This window comes from Pseudoduganella sp. GW821-FHT05F09, assembly GCF_059419605.1.
Map to the genome: position 1 here is coordinate 860,969 of NZ_JBWKSD010000001.1, position 17,622 is coordinate 878,590.

A 17,622-nucleotide genomic window follows, 5' to 3' on the forward strand; every position below is an offset into this window, starting at 1 on the left:
TTCCATTACTTATCATCTTCTGTCTCCCTTATAGGTCTTTTTTGAATCAGTATAAGCTGCTTTGACCGTTTGTGTAACGGTTTACTGTATCGTTACAGTGAATGGTTCAAAAGAAACCCAATCGTGAAAATCTTGCCTCTTACTTCGAAGATTTCCTCGTTGGGTAGCTGGTAAATCGTTTTACTGTAACGTTGCAGTGAATCTTAAAGCAAAGAAAAACGAAGTCAACAAAAATTTGGCCCGGTGTTTTTCTGTTTCCACAATGATGGTTCTATGCAAATATATGCGGTTCAGCCACTCTCACCGCCACCGCCCATGAAAATTTCGCTCTCCAGTCTCCTGTTCAGCGCCGGCCTGCTCGCCTTTGCGCCCACGCTGGTGCACGCCGCCGCGCCCGCCACGCCGGAGAAAATGAACCAGATCTACGCCGAGTATTGGGAGGAGTATTCGAAAGCGAACCCCATCAGCGCCACCTTCAACGGCGACAACCGCTTCAACGACCGCTTTGGCCCGGTGACGTCGCAGGAAGCGCTGGCCGAGCGCAAGCGCCTGGCGGACAAATACCTGGCCCGCACCGCCGAATACGACCCCGCCAAGCTGGGCGCCGAAGACCGCATCAGCTACGATCTGCTGCGCTACAAGCTGCAGCAGTCGCTGGACGACATGCGCTTCCCCTCGCAGCTTATTCCCATCAACCAGACCTTCAGCCTGCACCTGCTGTTCGCGCAGCTGGGCTCCGGCAAGTTGGCGCAGCCATTCGCCACGGTGAAGGACTATGACAACTGGCTGGCGCGCGCCGCCGCCTTCGCCCCGGCGGCGGACGCCATGATCGCCGACATGCGCGCCGGTATCGCGCGCGGCGTGGTCCAGCCCAAGATCGTCACCAAGCAGATCCTGCCGCAGCTGGAAAACCTGGGCACGGCCGACCTGGCCAAGAGCGTCTACATGGCGCCGGTGCGCCAGTTCCCGCAGGACTTCAGCGAGGCCGACAAGGCTCGCCTGACCGCCGCCTATTCCAAACTGGTGGGCGAGCAGATCGCCCCGGCCTACCAGCGCCTGCTGGCCTTCATGCGCGACAGCTACCTGCCCGCCAGCCGCGAAACCGTGGGCCTGGGCGCGCTGCCCGAAGGGAAGGCGTGGTACGACTCCAAGGTGCGCAGCTCCACCACCACCTCGCTGACGGCGGACGAGATCCACACCATAGGCCTGAACGAAGTGACCCGCATCCGCGCGCTGTTCGAGCAGGCCAAGGAACGCGTGGGCTTCAAAGGCACGCTGAAAGAGTTCTTCGTGCACCTGAACACCGCGCCTGAGCAGCGCTTCAGCACCCGCGAGCAGATCCAGGCCGCCTACGAAGGCCTACGCCCGCGCGTGGAAGCGAAGACGCCGCAGTTCTTCGGCAAGATTCCCAAGACCCCGTTCGAAGTGCGCCCGGTGGAATCGTTCCGCGAAGTGAGCGCCGCGCCGGCGCAGTACTTCGCCGGCCTGCCGGACGGTTCGCGTCCCGGCATCTTCTACTACAACGCCTACAAGCCGGAGACCCGCACCCGCTTCACCACGGTGGCCTTCTTCCTGCATGAAGCCATTCCCGGCCACCACTTCGAGATCAGCCTGGCGAAAGAGCAGACCGGCTTCCCGGCCTTCCGCCGCAACGAAGGCACCGGCGCCTTCAGCGAAGGCTGGGGCCTGTACAGCGAAATGCTGGGCCAGGAGATGGGCTTGTACGACGATCCATGGCAGTGGTGCGGCCGCCTGTCGGCCGAGATCTGGCGCGCGGTGCGCCTGGTGGTCGACACCGGCATCCACTCCAAGGGCTGGACGCGCGAGCAGGCCATCGCCTACTTCATCGACAACGTGCCGCAGAACGAAGTGGTGGCGGTGCAGGAAGTGGAACGCTACATCGCCGCGCCGGGCCAGGCGCTGAGCTACAAGATCGGCGAGCTGAAACTGCGCGAACTGCGCGCCCGCGCCGAGAAGCAGCTGGGCGCGAAATTCGACCTGCGCGCCTTCCACGACGAAGTGCTGTCGCACGGCTCGGTGCCGCTCAGCGTGCTGGAGGCGGCCGTGGACCGCTGGCTGGCCAGCCAAAAGGCTAGTGCAGGCTCTTAATCTTCCGCACCACGTTCTCCACTACCGGACCAACCTCGTTGACGATCTCAACGAGGGTTTCCCTCGGTATGCCGAGCTTCTTGCTCCAGTAAGCCACTTCCCATTCCTTGTCCACGTGGATGCGCGAGCGGTCCCGCTGAAACAGATCTACCAAATTTTCCGCCATGAGTAATGCTCCATATTTCAGGGGCATCACTGTAGCGGCGGGGCGGGCGCACTTCTGTGCGATAACGCACATTCGGCGCAAGAATGTGCGGCGTGATAGGAAGAATGGAAAATCGCGGTTAGAATACGCGTTTTCCCTCCCAGCGAATTGCCTGACGTGTTACGCCGCATAGTGCCCCTGCTGATAGCTTACCTGTTGCTGATGTCGCAACAGGTGGCGATGTCGCACGGCTATACGCACTGGACGCCGGCGCAAAAAAACATCGCAGGGGAGATACTGACCGCCTCCGGCGCGACGACCGAAGGCGCGGTGGTGGACCACATCTGCCTGCAGTGCGTGGCCGCTGCCGAGCTGGCGTTCGCCATCAACGGCTCGCTGCAGCGCTTCGAGCCGCAGTCCAGCAAGCCGCTGCTGCCCGCGCAGCTGTTCGTGCAGGCGCGCGAGCGCTTCGCCACCGTCGTATTCCAATCCCGGGCTCCACCGGTCCTCTGACAGAAATCGCACCAAGCAAGGCATGCGCGCCGGGAAGGCGCGCGGCCGCTTTACGTCAATTCTTGTTTGAGGTTCACATGATGTTCACCCGTACCCTGATCGCCACGGCGGTCCTGTCCACCATTTCGTCTTTTGCTTCCGCCCAGACCAGCGACCCTGTCGTTCCCAAGGTCGTGGTCACGGCCAATCCCTTTAAAACCGCCGAGGGGGACCAGATCCTCACGCCCGCCAAAGTGCTGGCCGGCGACGAGCTGCGCGACAAGATGGGCAGCTCGTTGGGCGACACGCTGTCGCAGGAACTGGGCGTGTCCGCGTCGGCCTTCGGCGCCGGCGCCTCGCGCCCCATCATCCGCGGCATGGAAGGCGCCCGCGTGAAGATGCTGGAGAACGGCATGGCCGTCTCGGACGTCTCCGGCCTGTCCAACGACCACGCGGTGGCGGCCGAAGGCGCGGTGGCGCGCCAGATCGAAATTTTGCGCGGCCCTGCGGCGCTGCTGTACGGTTCCGGCGCAATCGGCGGCCTGGTCAACGTGGTCAATGAACGCATTCCCACCGCGCTGGAAAAGCAGCTCACCGGCCAGGTCGAAGCGCGCTACAGCACTGTCGATAGCGGCAAGAACCTGTCCGGCACCGTGGACGGCGCAGCGGGCCAGTTCGCGCTGCACGTGGACGGCAATCTGCGCAACGCGGACGACTACAAGATTCCGGAAACCCGCATCGCCAACGACCCGGCCTCGGGTTCCGGCCGCCTGGCGCATTCGGCCACGCGCGAGCGCAACGTTGGCGCGGGCACTTCCTATATCGCCGACTGGGGCTTTGTCGGCGCGTCCGTGTCCCACCTGGACAATGTGTACGGCATTCCGAGCGCGGAAGGCTCGAAGATCGACCAGAAGCAGACCCGCTACGACTTGGACAGCCTGGTGCACAAGCCCTTCAGCGGATTCGAAACCTTAAAGTTCAAGGCGGGCTACACCTCTTACGAGCACGCGGAGCTCGATGAAAGCAACGAGCCGGTGGTGATCTTCAACAACCGTTCGCTGGAAACGCGCGCGGAGCTGGCGCACGAGCCTATCGCCGGCATGCACGGCACCTTCGGCTTCCAGACCGAGAACACGCACTTCTCCGCACTCAGCCCGGACGGCGCGGCCGATACCGTGCCTGTCACGCATTCGACTTCCACGGCGGGCTTCCTGGTGGAAGAGGCGAAAGTCGGCGCCGTGCTGCTCAGCGCCGGCGGGCGCGTGGAATCCGTCAAGCGCAAGCCGGTCACCGGCCAGGACCGCTCCTTCAACCTGAACTCCGGTTCGCTGGGCGCGTTGTGGACCTTCACGCCGGGCTACGGCGCGGGCGCCACCTTCTCGTACTCCGAGCGCGCGCCGGCCACGGAGGAGCTGTACTCCGGCGGCCCGCACGACGCCACGGTCACCTTCGACGTCGGCAACCCGGACTTCAAGAAAGAGGCTTCGCGCAATGTGGAACTGAGCCTGGAGAAGAACACGGGCCTGGTGCGCTGGAAGGCCAATGCCTACCGCAACAAGGTGCGCGACTTTATCTACGGGCATATCACCGGCAGGCTGCTGGATGAGGAAGGCAATCCGGGCGACGAACTGCGCGAGCGCATCTTCGAGCAGGCCAAGGCCACCATCAAGGGCGCGGAAGCGGAGATCACCTACAACGCGCAGGGCAGCGGCTGGTCCGGCCGCCTGTTTGCGGATACGTCCAAAGGCAAGCTGGATGGCGCGGGCAGCCTGCCGCTGCAGCCCGCAACGCGCGTCGGCGCCAGCGTGGGCTACCGCGAAGGTGCATGGCGCGGAGGTTTGTCGCTGGTGCACGCGAATGGCCAGGACCGTCTGGCTTCCTTCGAGACCACGCCGACCGGCTCCTACAACCAGCTCAACGCCAACCTGTCTTACACGCAGCGCCTGGGCAGCCAGGATCTGACGTGGTTCATGCTGGCGAAGAATCTGCTGAACGAAGACATCCGCATGTCGACGTCGGTGCTCAAGGACATTGCGCCTCTGCCTGGCCGCAATATTGTGCTCGGCGTGCGCGCCAAGTTCTAACTAGGGTTTGGAGGCGCGCCTGCGCCTCGGCCTGCGCTTGGTATAGGAGCCCGAGCGCGGCAGCTTCTTCGCGCCGCCGCCTTTGCGGTGCGCGCGGTAGCACCACCATCCAAAAGCAAGGAACACCAGCAGCAGCAAGGCGGCGGACCAGTACGTGGTCCAGATCATGGGGAGAGGGGGCATGCGGAACAGCTTCTTGAAACTGCGTCTTTTTCAAGAGGCCATTCTAGCATGCCCCCGCTCTCAATTCGCCTTAGCGCGCCAGGCGTAGGGGCCGATGACGGTGCCTACAAAACCGCCCGCCTTGCGGGTGGAGAGGAAGGTGGTGTCCACCTTGTCGGCCAGGGTTTCGGTCTTGCCGGCGGCGGTATAGCTGAACGCCATCTTGCCGCCGTCCGCCTGCACGGTCAGCGCCACGCTGTCGCCCTCGAACGGAGCGCTGGCGACCAGCACATCTTCACTGGCCTTGGCGCGCGTGTACAAGGCCAGCACATTCTTGCCCGCGATGCGGCTGATCCCGTAGAACAGATAGGACTCGTCGCTCTGGTAGGCCACCAGGCCCGCGCGGTCGCCGTCCCGCTGCGGCTGGAAGCTCAGCGTGGTGGATACTTTGGCGATATGGTGTTGCTGGCGCCGGCCGATAAAGGACGGCGTGCTTTTCAGGTCGCCCAGCTGGCCACCCGCAGTCAGCGCCAGCGCGCCTTGTTCCAGCTTGTAGAACGGCACGGCGGGCGTGCGCACGCCTATCCATTGCGTGGACAGGGCTGCGCCGGTGAATTCGTCGGCGTAGGCGATGTCGCCTGACATGGGCAGCTCGGGGCGCGGCTGTTCCGGTAAATTCGGCTTGGGTGCGGTGAAGGGAATGCGCTTGCCAGGTTCCAGCACCATGGGCCAGCCGTCTTTCCACGTCACCGGCAGCAAAAAGGTTTCGCGGCCGATGTTGTAGAGGTCTCCGTCGTAAGGGCGCGTGGCCAGGAAGGTAGCCCACCAGTCGCCGTTCTGCGTCTGCACGAACTTGGCGTGGCCCGCCGAGGTCACCGGGTTGGCGCGCTTGCCGTCCAGCGAGCGCTGGCTCAGGATGGGATTGTGCTCGTAGGGCGTGAACGGTCCGCGCACGCTGGACGAGCGGAACACCACCTCCGAGTGCTGGTCGCCGGTGCCGCCTTCGGCCGCGATCAGGTAGTAGTACTCGCCGCGCTTGAGCAGGTGCGGCCCCTCGATCCAGATAGGCTTGGCGGAGATGTCCACGCCGCCGTTCACGATCAGCGTGCGTTCGCCGACCATGGACAGGGTCTTGGGATCAAACTCCTGCACCCAGATGGCGCGGTGGCCATCATAGCGCGGTTTTTCAATCGGATCGCCGTTGTTCACCATATAGGCTTTGCCGTCCGTGTCCCAGAAAATGGACGGGTCGATGCCGCCGAATTTCACCGGCTTGGGGTCGGACCACGGGCCGGCCGGATTGGACGCGGTCATCACCACGTTGCCGCCGCAATCGACGCAGGTGGTGACAATGTAGAACACGCCCTTGTTGTACGAGATGTCCGGCGCGAAGATACCGCGCGAGGAGCGCAGGCCCTGGAAGTTGAACTGGCCGGGACGGTCGATGGCGTTGCCGATCTGCTTCCAGCTTACCAGGTCGCGCGAGTGGAACACGGGCAGGCCGGGGTAGTGCGTGAAGGAGGAATTGATCAGGTAGTAGTCCTCGCCCACGCGGGTGATGGACGGGTCCGGGTAGTAGCCCGAGAGGATGGGGTTGCGGAATTCGCCGGCCGATGGCTGCGCAGTCTCCTGCGTGCGGCCTTCGTAGCTGAAGCGTTCGAAGCGCGCGTCGCTGGCCTGGGCTGCGGTGGAGAGCAGCGCGCAGGCGAGCGCGGTGCAGAGCTGTGTGTTTTTAAGTCGCATGGTTGATGTTCAAGTAGTGTCAGGCGGCGCGCTGCGGCATGTCCTGCAGGGCTTTGGCGATGGCGTCGCGCAGCGGCTTGGCGCGCAGCTGCTCGTCGAACGGGGCGGGGCGCTGCGCCTTGCCGTCCGGGCGCGCGGCTTCCTTCCAGGTCTGCAGCCAGTTCACGTGGTCGGCCATGCCCCACAGCAGGAAGTCGCGGCAGCGCGGATAGCTCAGCGTGAGGTCCAGGTAGTCGCGCGCCAGCGCGGCCACGCCCGCGTCGCGCTGGACGAAATCGGCCGGCAGCTTACGGTCGTTCACGTCGAACTCCGTAATCAGCAGGTCGTAGCCCATGCCGGTCACTTCGTCGAGGAACTTGCGCCACTCGCTGCCGGCTGCGGTGTTTGCAGGCGGCAGGGAGTCGCCGATATGGCTTTGCAGGCCGAGCGCGTGCACCGGCGTGTCGCGTGCGCGCAAGTCCTGCAGCAGCTTGAGCACACCCGCGCGGTGCTTGGCGCTGCCCGCGCCGGGACCCATATAGTCGTTGTAGACCAGCTGCGCATGCGGCGCGTGCTCGTGCGCCAGGCGGAAGGCCAGGTCGATCTCGCCCACGGCGCCCAGGCGCTGGCTGAACACGTTGTCGATCAGCGCGCCGTCGGCGGGGTTGACTGCCTCGTTCACCACGTCATAGCTGATGATGTCCTTGCCGAAGTGGCCGCACACCGCCTTGATATGCTCCGCCAGCAGGCGCTCGGCGGCCTGCTTGGGCTGCGCGCCGAAGTCGTAGGCGTTGACCCAGGCCGGCAGCCACTTCGGCGACTGCCAGATCAGCGTGTGGCCGCGCACGGCCATGCCTTCCTTCTTAGCCCAGGCGAACATCTCGTCCGGTACCGCGAACTGGTGCGGGCCGGGGCGCGGCTGCAAGGCTGGCCATTTGGTCTCGTTTTCGGCGACAATCAAATTGCACTCGCGCGCCATCAGCTCGCGGTAGGCGGGGCCGCCGGCCTTGCCGAGCGCATTCCCGAAGCGCATGCCTTTCCTCGCTGCGATGTCTTTCAGCGCTTCGGGACCGGCTGCAGGGGGTGCTGCGAGCGCCATGGGCGGCAGCAGAAGGGCGCCGGCTGCTGCGCCGAGCATGTGCAGGGCGCTGCGTCGCGTAGTTGTTTGGGTAGTTATTCCGGTATTCATGCGGGTAGTCATATGTCTCCTTGTTGGATTTTTTATATGTAATGATAGCGCAATTCATTTTATTTCGGATTATGATGTTATATCAATTTTTTTCATAAAGATTTGCCTGAATGGACTCGGAAAGCAAACGCATTCCCAACATGATGGACGTGGCCAGGCTGGCCGGCGTGTCGCCGATGACGGTGTCGCGTGTCATGAACGGCAGGGACACGGTGCGCGGCAGCACGCGCAAAAAGGTGGCGGCCGCAGCAGCAGCGCTCAGCTACGCGCCCAATCCCGAGGCGCGCAGCATTGCGGGCCAGAAGCCCATACGCGTCGGTTTCCTGTACAGCAAACCGAGCGGCGCCTACCTGGCGGAATTCCTGCTTGGCCTGCTCAGCCAGGCCAGCCTGAACAATGTGCAGCTGTTCGTGGAGCCGTGCGAGGAGGGCGCCCAGGCCTTGCAGCAGGCGCAGCGCTTCGCCGACAGCAACCTGGACGGCATGATATTGCCGCCGCCGCTGTGCGACCGGGCCGACATTGTCGATTTGCTGGCCGAGTCGGGCCTGCCGCTGGTGGTGGTGGCCTGCGGCCGGCCGGATCCCCGCGTCAGCGCCATCGGCATCGACGAGCACGCCGCCGCCTACCAGATGACGCGCCACCTGATAGAGCTGGGCCATGCACGCATCGGTTTCGTGATGGGCAATCCGGCCCAGTCCTGCAGCGCGCTGCGGCTGGCCGGCTACCAGGCCGCGCTGCGCGACTTCGGCGGCCAGCTGGCGCAGGAACTGGTGGTGCCCGGCCTGTTCAACTACCGCTCCGGCCTGGACGCGGCCGAGCAGCTGCTGGCCCTGAGCGACAGGCCGACCGCCATTTTCGCCAGCAATGACGATATGGCGGCGGCCGCCGTGGCGGTGGCGCACCAGCAGCGGCTGGACGTGCCGGGCGACCTGACCGTGGCCGGCTTCGACGATACCGCGCTGGCCGTCACCATCTGGCCCGCGCTGACCACGGTGCGCCAGCCCACGGCGGCCATGGCGGAAGCCGCCGTGCGCTGCCTGGTGCGGCAGGTGCAGGCCAGGCGCAACCACACGCCTTGCCAGGTCGAGCAGCTGTCCGTCGATTTCACGCTGGTGCGGCGCCAGTCCGACGCGCCGCCGCGCGTCCGGCCGCCCGCGCGGGCCTATGCGCCGACGCTGCTGTCCTATTAGTCCTATCAGTCTTATTAATCCGGCGGTTTGAAAAAGCCGCCTTGACAAGCTCCCTTGCAAAGGAATAGACTGAAATGGTTGCGCTATCTATTTCCTGTTATTCCCAGAATTTTTGGGTGGTCGCGTAACTCATAAGGTCTTTTCGCCGGGTTGCCATTCGTGGCCCCGGCGATTTTTTTATCAGGACTGCCTAAAAATCATGAAAACAATATTGAATCGAGACATGCTGGCCCGGCTGATGCTGTGCGCCGGCTTTTTTGCCATGGCCGCCCCGGCCGGCGCCGCCCCGCAGCGCGAGCGCGTGCTGATCAACGCCGACTGGCGCTTCCAGATGGGCGACCCGGCCGGCACGTCCGACTCGCTGCGCTACGATGTCCGCCCCGAAGTGAAAACCAGCGAAGACGGCAAGGCGGCGGACGCCATGCCGGATGCCGCCGTTAAAGCCGGCGCCGCGCAGACGCCGGTGCTCAAGCCCTGGATACTCCCGAGCGGCAATGCCTTCATCCGCGACCCGGCGCGCCGCTACCAGCGCCCAGCGCAGGAGCCCAAACTGGACGTGGCCTACCTGAAGGCGGGCTACGACGACAGCGCCTGGAAGCGCGTGAACCTGCCGCACGACTGGGCCATCGCCGGGCCATTCCTCGAGCAGGGGCCATACGGCGGCGTGGGTCGCCTGCCCAGCTGGGGCATAGGCTGGTACCGCAAGCAGCTCGCCATTCCCGCGTCCGACAAGGGCCGCTCCATCTTCCTCGACGTGGAAGGCGCCATGTCCTACGCGTCGGTCTGGCTGAACGGCAAACTGGTGGGCGGCTGGCCATACGGCTACAACTCCTGGCGCGTGGACCTCACGCCCTACGTGGTGCCCGGTGGCGCCAACACGCTGGCGATCCGCCTCGACAACCCGCCGGAATCGTCGCGCTGGTATCCGGGCGGCGGCATCTACCGCAATGTGTGGCTGACCAAGACCAACCCGGTTCACGTGGGCCAGTGGGGCACGCAGGTGAAGACGGCCAATGTGGGCAAGGCCTCGGCCGATGTGGCGCTGGAAGTGGCGCTGGACAACGACTCGGCTGCCGCAGCCAGCGTGGAAGTATCGACCGCCATCTACAACCTGGACGACAAGGGCGCGCGCACCGGCGGCGTGGTGGCGTCCATCGCGCCGCAGCGCATCGAGCTGGCGCCTGGCGCCAGCGGCAAGAGCGCCGGTTCCGTGACCATCGCCAATCCGCGCCTGTGGGGTCCGCCGCCCACGCAGCGCCCCAACCGCTACGTGGCTGTGACCACGGTGAAGCGCGGCGGCGCGGTGGTGGACAGCTACGAAACCAAATTCGGCGTGCGCGACGTGCGCATGGATCCGGACAAAGGCATGTTCGTCAACGGCGAGCATATCGCCTTCAAGGGCGTGAACAACCACCACGACCTGGGCGCGCTGGGCGCCGCCTTCAATGTGCGCGCCGCAGAACGCCAGCTCGAGATCCTGATCGAGATGGGCACCAATGCGCTGCGCATGAGCCACAACCCGCCCGCGCCGGAACTGCTGGAACTGACCGACCGCATGGGCATCGTCGTCATCAACGAGATTTTCGACGTGTGGGAGCGCAAGAAGACCGCGCTGGACACCCATCTGATCTTCCCCGACTGGCACGAGCAGGACCTGCGCTCCATGCTGCGCCGCGACCGCAACCATCCGTCGGTGGTGATCTGGAGCATAGGGAATGAAGTGGGCGAGCAGTATTCGGGCGAGGCCGGCGCGGTCATCGGCCGCAGGCTCACCGCCATCGTGCGCGAGGAAGACGCCAGCCGCCCCACCATGACGGCCATGAACTACGCGCGCGCCGACATGCCCCTGCCCACCACGGTGGACATGATCAGTGTGAACTACCAGGGCGCGGGCATCCGCACCAATCCCGGCCGCTTCCCCGAGTTCCGCGCGCGCTTCCCGGACAAGGTGATCTTCAGCAGCGAGAGCGCCTCCGCGTTGAGCAGCCGGGGCGAGTACCAGTTCCCCGTCACCGGCGCGCTTACGTCCCCGGTGCGCCCGGACGCGGGCGGCGACTGGGCCACTCACCAGGTCAGCGCCTACGAGCTGTACGCGGCGGACTTCGGCACCTCGGCGGACCGCTCCTGGGCCGCGCAGGACCAGCATCCCTACGTGGCGGGCGAATTCGTCTGGTCCGGCTGGGACTACCTGGGCGAGCCTACGCCGTTCTATTCCTCGCGCAGCTCCTACTCCGGCATGATAGACCTGGCCGGCTTCAAGAAGGACCGCTACTACCTGTACCAGGCGCGCTGGCGTCCGGAGCTGCCGCTGGCGCACATCCTGCCGCACTGGACCTGGCCGGGCCGCGAAGGCAAGGTCACGCCGGTGCATGTGTTCACCTCGGGCGACGAGGCCGAGCTGTTCGTCAACGGCAAAAGCCAGGGCCGCAAAAAGCGCACCGAGTTCGAATACCGCCTGCGCTGGGACCTGGTGACGTATGAGCCGGGCGAAGTGAAAGTGGTGGCCTACAAGCAGGGCAAGGAGTGGGCCACGTCCACCGTGCGCACCGTGGGCGCCGCCGCCAAGCTGGACGTGGCGCCGGACCGCAAGCAGATCGCGGCGGATGGCCTGGACCTGTCCTTCATCACCCTGCGCGTGGCCGACAAGGACGGCAGCACCGTGCCGATGGCGAACAACGCTATCAAGTTCAGCATCGAAGGCCCGGGCGAAATCGTGGCGACCGACAACGGCGACCCGACCAGCTTCGTACCATTCCCTTCGCCCGAGCGGCCCGCGTTCAACGGCCTGTGCCTGGTCATCGTGCGCGCCAAGCCGGGGCGGGGCGGCTCCATCACCGTGCGCGCCGAATCGCCGGCGCTGCAAAGCACGGCGGTCACGCTGCAGGCGCTGCCTGTGTCACACGCCCGATAGTTAGGAATTCACTATCCGTGTCCATGTAACAACGCATGGGCACGATGCTTGTTGACTCGGCATTGCTTAAAAGGTCACAATGAAATGGTAGCGCTATTCATTTCAAAGTCGCTACCATGTATTTTTAACCGGGGAGGGTGAACACAACTGATCGCGCAAAGATGGTTTGCGCAACCAACAATTTGCTTTTCCTGACATAAGAAGATTGATGCGCCTCACGGCGCATACAACCAAGGCACTAGAGGCCATAAATAGAGGAGACAGTATGAACAAGCATCTGGGGGGCGCCGTCCGGCGTCTGGGCTCGGGAGGGGAGGTCTTTGTCATGACCATGCTCGCGGGCTTGATTTCCACCGCCTACGCGCAGCAAACCGAGCCTGTACAGGTACCGGTAGCAGCAACCGCACCTGCCGCCGCCGACGGTAAAGACACCGCCGCCGTCGCCAAATCGCCCGCCGACAAGGCCGTGGTCACGGTGAGCGGCTTCCGCAGCTCGCTCGGCCTGTCCGCGATGGAAAAGCGCGACGCCATCGGCCTGAGCGACACCGTGTTCTCCGAGGACATGGGCAAATTCCCCGACCCTAACATTGCCGACGCGCTGGCCCGTGTGCCCGGCGTGAAAGTCACCCGCGCCGAGATCGACGGCGAAGGCCTGAACATCTCCATTCGCGGCATGGGTCCCGCCTTCACGCGCGTGCTGCTGAACGGCGCGCCGATGGCGTCGGCATCGGCCGGCAGCTGGGGCGGCTCGATCAGCGCCAACCGCGAAGTGGACATGGATTTCCTGCCGTCCGAACTGTTCCGCAGCGCCAGCGTCTACAAGAGCCAGCAAGCCAGCCTGATCGAAGGCGGCATCGCCGGCACGGTCAATATGCGCAGCGTGCGTCCCTTCGACAAGTCCGGCTTCCGCAGCGCCTTCACGCTGAGCGGCAACTACCGCGAGCAGAACAGCAAGACCGGCAGCACCGGCTCCGCGCTGATCAGCAACACCTGGAACGACAGCACCTTCGGCAAGATCGGCGCGCTGGTCGGCGTGGCCTGGGGCGACACCAAGTACAAGACCGACGGCTTCCAGACCGTGGACATGCGCAACTTTCAGCTGAAAGGCAACCAGGCCACCGCGGCCGACAAGCCCAACAGCACCGGCGGCGGCAACCAGTCCACGCCGGACAACGTGCCGTCCGGCCTGGCGTATGGCTCCTTGCCGTCCTACGCCAGTTCCATCCTGGTGGCCGGCAAGCCGATCGACCGCGCCATGCTGCTTGCGCTCAATCCCGGCGCCACCATCCAGCAGATCGACAACGGCCTGTTCGGCCGCTTGGGCCGCCACCTGGTCTACGAAGGCGAGCGCAAGCGCGCCGGCGAAGTCATCAGCCTGCAATGGCAGCCGAACGACATGTGGGACGTCTACCTGGACACCGTGCTGGCCCAGAAGAAGAACAGCATGGTCTACGAGGCCATGAACGCCGGCACCCGCGCCAACACCGTGATCCCGGTCGGCATGGAGTTCGACCGCACCGACTGCACCATAGGCTGCACCATCACCAAAGCCACCTTCGCCAACACCTTCTGGGCGCTGGAATACCGGCCGATGGAAGAAAAGACCAACTTCCGCAGCTTCAACCCCGGCTTCGAGTTCCGTCCGTCCGACAAATGGACCATAGACGCGCACTTCAACTCCACCAACAGCACCTTCTCGCGCGACATGCCGACGGTGCTGCTGGCCACCACGTCGCCGAACTCGGTCATCAACTACGACAACACGGTGCCGGGCCGGGCGCCGATCTACACCGGCAACCTGGACATCAACGACCCGAAAAACTTCGGCTGGAACCAGGCCGGCCAGGGCCTGTCCGGCCTGCGCATGGACCTGTACGAGCGCAACAACAAGACCAAGGGCTCGCGCCTGAACGTCAACTGGGGCGACACCGCCTTCAGCGTCAAGGTCGGCGGCGCATGGGACGACATCGAGCGCCGCTACCGCAGCTACTCGGTGGCCGACGCCTGGATGAACGTCGCCTGCGGCAACAACATGAGCTACCGCTTCTTCCAGCCCAACACGCAGATCCGCACCCCGGGCTGCGACGGCCGCAGCACGCCGGGCGCAGTGGCCGACGTCAAGACCGCCTACCCGGGCTACGGCACCGGCTCCACCGCCGGCGCCGCGCCGCTGACCTATCTGGGCTCGGTGGTGCCGAATTCCGCCGTCACCAGCTACGCCAAACCATCCGGCAACGGCTTCATCACGGTGGACTGGCCGAAATTCGCCGCCGCGACGGACTACCAGTACTTCCGCGACAACATCTACAAAGGCTTCCAGAACGGCAGCGGCGGCTACATCCGCGAAGTCGTAAGCTCGGCCTTTGTGGAATCGACCGGCCGCACCGAGCTGTTTGGCGGCGTGCTGCGCTACAACGCCGGCGTGCGCTATGCCGAAACCAAGCAGACCATAGGCGCGCTGACCGTGGGCGCCGACCCGCGCAACGCCACGCTGCAGAACGGCGGCCTGTACGACAACATCGGCGTGTGGGCCTACGAAAGCGTCAAGTACGGCAACGCGCTGCCATCGGCAACGCTGGCCTACAACATCACGCCGCAGCTGATCCTGCGCGCCTCCGGCTCCAAGTCGCTGACGCGCGCCAACCCGGCCGACCTGCGCCAGACCCAGCTCACGCTGGGCGACCAGGGCGCGCGCCAGGGCAGCGTGACCAATCCGAAGCTGAAACCGTTTGAAGCGCAGAACCTGGACATCGGTCTCGAGTACTACATGACCCGTGAATCCTACATTTCGGCCAGCGGCTTCGCCAAGGACATCATCAGCCGTCCGGGCCAGCGCATCACCACCTACTCGCTGGCGCAGCTCGACCAGATGTTCGGCACCATCGGCCTGACCGACGCGCAGCAGCAGTCGGTGACCGCCAGCGGCGGCCGCGACAAGCACCTGATCGAGATCACCGAGCCGTACAACATCGACACCAAGCTGAAAGTGCGCGGTATCGAGCTGACGTGGCAGCAGCCGCTGGACATGTTGCCGGTGAAAGGCTTCGGGCTGACGGCCAACTTCACCTACGCCAAGCAGACCGACTCCGCGCTGAACGCGCCGCCGGTGGCCGGCGTGCCGCCGCGCACCAACAACCTGACCTTCTACTACGAGCGTGGCGGCCTGAACTTCCGCGTCTCGCGCCAGTACACGGCCAGCCACGTGGTCAACACCAGCACGGGCCTGAACGTGCCGGGCGGCGCGTATGCCTACACCACCGAACGCGCCCAAGTGGACGCCTCGGCCGGCGTGAACCTGAAGCAGATGTTCAACTTCCGCTACAACACCGACCTGACGTTCAGCGTCTGGAACGCCAACAAGGCGATCAGCCAGACCTACACCCAGTTCAGCAACGCCATCTTCGACGAGTACAAGCCGGGCGCCAGCTACACCGTCTCCCTGCGCACCTCGTTCTAAGCGCAAGCTAGTCCCCAAGGCTCGGCAGCTCACCCCTGCCGGGCTTTTCCCATTGCGGGGTCAGTTCTCTCATCACGCCATTTCACGTCCGGGGTCAGTTCCACCATCGCGTCACGAGCTGGACCGTAGCTGAGGCAGATCAAGATGCGTTCGTTACGCTGCTGTAACGTATGCGCATGACACGTCCACTTCGACTTGAATTTTCCGGCGCGCTGTATCACGTTACCGCACGTGGCGACCGCAGCGAGCTCATCTTCCTTGATGACCAGGACCGCGTTGCCTGGCTCGATATCATGGCGCGCGTGTGCAAGCGCTTTAACTTCGTCGTTCATGCGTTTTGCCAGATGGGTAACCACTACCACTTGCTGGTGGAAACCGTCGAAGCGAACCTGTCACAGGGAATGCGGCAGGTGAACGGGCTCTACGCTCAGCACTTCAATCGTCGGCATCAGCTGGTGGGGCATCTCTTCCAGGGGCGCTATCACGCCATTCTGGTGCAGAAGGAGGGCTATCTGCTTGAAGTGGCGCGCTACCAGGTACTGAATCCGCTACGCGCGGGTATGATCCGGGCGCCAGGCGAGTGGGCCTGGAGCAGCTACAGCTATATGTTGGGTATCAACGAAGCGCCTGAGTGGCTGGAGACGGACTGGATGCTTGCGCAGTTCAGCTTGACGCGCGCCAAGGCCGTGCAGGCGTACATCAAATTTGTGATGCAGGGCATAGGCCTGAGCAGTCCGCTGCTGCATGTGAGCCATCAACTGATACTGGGCGATGCCGAATTTGTGGAGCGGCATCGCGCCTTGGCCGGCGAGCTCCCGCTGCGTGACGTATGCAAGACCCAGCGGCGGACTGCTGCGCTCACCTTGGCCGAGTACCAGCAAAAATACCCGGACCGCGACGAGGCGATGGCCAGAGCCTATTTCTCCACTGTCTTTACGATGGCGCAAATCGCTGCGTTCTTCAATGTCTCATTGAGCACGGTAAGCCGGGCAATACAACATTTCGAGCACAGGGACAATATGACGTGATGCGAGAACTGACCCCATGATTGAAATGACGTGATGATAGAACTGACCCCCGGTAGTAAAAAAGCCCAGCGGGCGCGGGCCGGCTGGGCTGAAACCACGCTGGACCGCGTTATGCGGCGTCACCGTAGGGAGAGATGGGGAGGATGTTGCCGTCGGCGTCGTAGTGCAGCTCGGTCATTTTGACCGAACGCAAATGGGTGACGCCGTCGGACAGGCTGCTGTCGTGGTAGAACAAATACCAGCGGCCTTCGACTTCGCAGATCGAGTGGTGGGTGGTCCAGCCGATCACCGGGCTTAGGATGCGGCCCTGGTAGGTGAACGGGCCGTAGGGATTGTCGCCGGTGGCGTAGCACAGGTAGTGGGTGTCGCCGGTGGAGTAGGAGAAGTAGTATTTGCCCTTGTATTTGTGCATCCACGGGCCTTCGAAGTGGCGGCGGTCGTGGTCGCCGGCCAGCAGTTCCTTGCCGTTTTCGTCCAGGATGACGACGGCGCGCGGCGCTTCGGCGAACTGCTTCATGTCGCCGCTCAGGCGGGCTACGCGCGCTTGCAGCGCGGGCTGGCCGTCCGCCGGTTCTTCGTTGCCGGCGCCGTAGGCGTTGTCGCGGTATTTCTGCAGCTGGCCGCCCCAGATGCCGCCGAAGTACATATAGTGCTCGCCGCCGTCCTCGAACACGGCCGGGTCGATCGAGTAGCTGCCTTCGATGGGCGCGGCTTCCGGCACGAAGGGGCCGGCCGGATCGTCGCCCACCGCCACGCCGATCTGGAAGATGCCGTCCGCTTTCTTGGCCGGGAAGTAGAGGTAGTATTTGCCGTCTTTGAAGGCGGCGTCCGGCGCCCACATTTGGCGCTCCGCCCAGGGCACGTCTTTCACGTGCAGGGCCACGCCGTGGTCCACCGTCTCGGCGCCCGGCGCGTCCATCGACAGCACGCGGTAGTCTTCCATGGCGAAGTGGTCGCCGTTGTCGTTGAAGGCGATGCCCGCTTCAATGTCGTGCGAGGGGTAGATGTAGATGCGGCCGTTGAAGACGTGGGCCGAGGGGTCGGCCGTGTAGATGTGGCTGACCAGCGGCTGCGAGATGGCGCGCGATTTCATTTGCTGCAGGTCGTCCTGCGTCAGTTCTTGTTCTGGCATG

At 64.3% G+C, this 17,622-nt stretch carries 12 protein-coding genes; 7 read left to right on the plus strand and 5 right to left on the minus strand.

Annotation, left to right across the window (positions count from 1 at the left end):
* Window positions 1-315 precede the first annotated feature (315 nt).
* Complete coding sequence (locus AC07S4_RS03630) at window positions 316-2,109, plus strand: DUF885 domain-containing protein (protein ID WP_494985288.1); 1,794 nt, start codon at window positions 316-318, stop codon at window positions 2,107-2,109.
* Here the strand turns inward: AC07S4_RS03630 and AC07S4_RS03635 are convergent.
* Window positions 2,093-2,263: a DUF3606 domain-containing protein gene (locus tag AC07S4_RS03635; protein ID WP_494985289.1), complete on the minus strand. Its 171-nt coding sequence runs from the start codon at window positions 2,261-2,263 to the stop codon at window positions 2,093-2,095. The two genes, AC07S4_RS03630 and AC07S4_RS03635, sit on opposite strands and share 17 nt — an antisense overlap.
* A 207-nt stretch (window positions 2,264-2,470) precedes the next feature.
* On the opposite strand from AC07S4_RS03635, the gene AC07S4_RS03640 reads away from it, so the two are divergent.
* A complete protein-coding gene (locus AC07S4_RS03640) occupies window positions 2,471-2,767 on the plus strand; it encodes a hypothetical protein (protein ID WP_494985290.1) in 297 nt (98 codons plus the stop codon).
* A gap of 77 nt (window positions 2,768-2,844) precedes the next feature.
* Window positions 2,845-4,830, plus strand: a complete 1,986-nt coding sequence (locus tag AC07S4_RS03645) for a TonB-dependent receptor (RefSeq protein ID WP_494985291.1) — start codon at window positions 2,845-2,847, stop codon at window positions 4,828-4,830.
* Here the strand turns inward: AC07S4_RS03645 and AC07S4_RS03650 are convergent, their stop codons facing one another.
* Genes AC07S4_RS03650 through AC07S4_RS03660 form a run of 3 tightly spaced genes read right to left on the minus strand, consistent with a single transcriptional unit; the run spans window position 4,831 to window position 7,852 of the window.
* Complete coding sequence (locus AC07S4_RS03650) at window positions 4,831-5,013, minus strand: hypothetical protein (protein WP_494985292.1); 183 nt, start codon at window positions 5,011-5,013, stop codon at window positions 4,831-4,833.
* 60 nt (window positions 5,014-5,073) lie between these two features.
* Window positions 5,074-6,735: a glycoside hydrolase family 43 protein gene (locus tag AC07S4_RS03655; RefSeq protein ID WP_494985293.1), complete on the minus strand. Its 1,662-nt coding sequence runs from the start codon at window positions 6,733-6,735 to the stop codon at window positions 5,074-5,076.
* A gap of 19 nt (window positions 6,736-6,754) precedes the next feature.
* Window positions 6,755-7,852 carry an endo-1,4-beta-xylanase gene (locus tag AC07S4_RS03660; RefSeq protein WP_494985294.1) on the minus strand — a complete coding sequence of 366 codons (1,098 nt, stop codon included), beginning with the start codon at window positions 7,850-7,852 and terminating at the stop codon, window positions 6,755-6,757.
* 161 nt (window positions 7,853-8,013) lie between these two features.
* Here AC07S4_RS03660 and AC07S4_RS03665 point away from each other — a divergent pair, with 161 nt between their 5' ends.
* From AC07S4_RS03665 to AC07S4_RS03680, 4 genes are all read left to right on the plus strand, one after another.
* Entirely contained in the window at window positions 8,014-9,093 is a 1,080-nt protein-coding gene (locus tag AC07S4_RS03665) for a LacI family DNA-binding transcriptional regulator (RefSeq protein WP_494985295.1), read from the plus strand.
* A 199-nt stretch (window positions 9,094-9,292) separates the two neighbouring features.
* On the plus strand, window positions 9,293-12,004 hold the full coding sequence (gene galB / locus AC07S4_RS03670) for a beta-galactosidase GalB (protein WP_494985296.1): 2,712 nt from the start codon (window positions 9,293-9,295) through the stop codon (window positions 12,002-12,004).
* A 265-nt stretch (window positions 12,005-12,269) separates the two neighbouring features.
* Window positions 12,270-15,461 (plus strand): TonB-dependent receptor, encoded by a 3,192-nt coding sequence (locus tag AC07S4_RS03675; protein WP_494985297.1) that lies wholly within the window; start codon window positions 12,270-12,272, stop codon window positions 15,459-15,461.
* 176 nt (window positions 15,462-15,637) lie between these two features.
* Window positions 15,638-16,489, plus strand: a complete 852-nt coding sequence (locus tag AC07S4_RS03680) for a transposase (protein WP_494985298.1) — start codon at window positions 15,638-15,640, stop codon at window positions 16,487-16,489.
* Between the two features lie 109 nt (window positions 16,490-16,598).
* Here AC07S4_RS03680 and AC07S4_RS03685 read toward each other — a convergent pair whose 3' ends face one another.
* The gene (locus tag AC07S4_RS03685) at window positions 16,599-17,621 is read right to left on the minus strand and encodes a glycoside hydrolase family 43 protein (RefSeq protein WP_494985299.1); all 1,023 of its coding nucleotides are present in this window, start codon (window positions 17,619-17,621) and stop codon (window positions 16,599-16,601) included.
* Window position 17,622 lies beyond the last annotated feature (1 nt).